The following is a 1,231-nucleotide window of genomic DNA, read 5'->3' as shown; positions in this document are numbered from 1 at the left end:
GTGGCTCTTATCTCTTGCCGATCTGGCACTTTAGGTGCCGAGAGCCCGGCGTGGGCGACCGTGTGGCTCTAGGTCTTGCGACCGCTCGGTAGCTTGGGTCCCCACGCCGGTTTCTCCCTGATCCGCCCGAACAGTTGATCGAGTTGGCGCTCGGACTGATAAGACTGGGCAAGCGGGGGGAGCTCTCGACCCTGTCAGCCTAGCGGAGTTCTGCCATGTATGGGATCGGGATCGATGTAAGTCAGGCCACGCTGGATGTGGCCGTCCATGAACAGGCGTTTGACCGATTCAGCAACGACAAGCGCGGCTTTGTGCGGCTGATTCAATGGCTGAAACAATGGCCCATCACGCAGGTCGTTCTGGAAGCCAGCGGCGGCTACGAGCGTGCCGCCCTGGCGGCTTTGCACGAGGCTGGGCTTCCGATGGTCCGCATCAATCCCGCTCGGGCACGCCGCTTCGCCCAAGCTACGGGACGTGCTGCCAAAACCGATCGACTCGATGCAGCGGTGCTGGCGCAGATGGCTCACCTTTTACCGCTCACCCGCTACGTGCCACCGGCCCCGTGGCAGCGGCGTTTGGCCGAATTTGCGCAGTGCCGTCGTCATCTGGTGCAGATGCGCGTCAGCGAGATGCAGCGCTTGCGGCAGCTGACCGATCCAGTCCTGATCACGATCAAGCAGCGCCATCTTGCCCAGCTGTCTGAAGATCTTAAACAGCTGGACAAGGCCATTGCCGAGCAGCTCGCCGCGCAGCCGGGCTGGAAGAACATCGGAACGCTTAAAGGCGCTGGACCGATCCTGGTCAGCACCTTGGCCTGCGAACTGCCGGAGCTGGGAACACTGGGGAGCAAGGCCATTGCCTCGCTGGTCGGCCTGGCTCCCATGAACCGCGAGAGCGGTACCTGGCAGGGCAAGCGCAGCATCACCGGGGGCCGGGCCGTAGTGCGCGAAGCGCTCTACATGGCGGCGCTAACTGCCATCCGTTACGAGCCCAAGCTACGTGACTTTTACGCGACCCTGAAAGCCAAAGGAAAGGCGAGCAAGGTCGCCTTGGTAGCTGTCATGCGCAAGATGCTGGTCATCCTCAACGCCCGGATGCGCGACGCTCAAAGCGAATCGATCCCCGCCTGAAGCGCGCCGGGGCACATCTCCAACGGCTGCCGGCCAGCGGCCGGCACTACCATGCCCGTCCGCTGGGGGGCTGAAGCTCCTCCAGCAACACAGTTGCTACC

General features: G+C 63.2%; 1 protein-coding gene. It reads left to right on the top strand.

All coding sequences use genetic code 11. The features are described 5' to 3' along the window. Positions 1–215: 215 nt before the first annotated feature. A complete protein-coding gene (locus HMPREF3113_RS10205; RefSeq protein WP_070472023.1) occupies positions 216–1,130 on the top strand; it encodes an IS110 family RNA-guided transposase in 915 nt (304 codons plus the stop codon). The last annotated feature ends 101 nt before the right edge of the window (positions 1,131–1,231 follow it).

It is taken from the genome of Stenotrophomonas sp. HMSC10F06 (assembly GCF_001807865.1).
GTDB classification, from domain to species: domain Bacteria; phylum Pseudomonadota; class Gammaproteobacteria; order Xanthomonadales; family Xanthomonadaceae; genus Stenotrophomonas; species Stenotrophomonas bentonitica_A.
The sequence above is the reverse complement of the archived record's forward strand: the minus strand, read 5'-3'. Positions and strand labels throughout refer to the sequence as shown.

Coding starts and splice junctions, on each gene's coding strand:
- HMPREF3113_RS10205 (WP_070472023.1), top strand. CDS start 216: ATGTATGGGATCGGGATCGATGTAAGTCAGGCCACGCTGGATGTGGCC.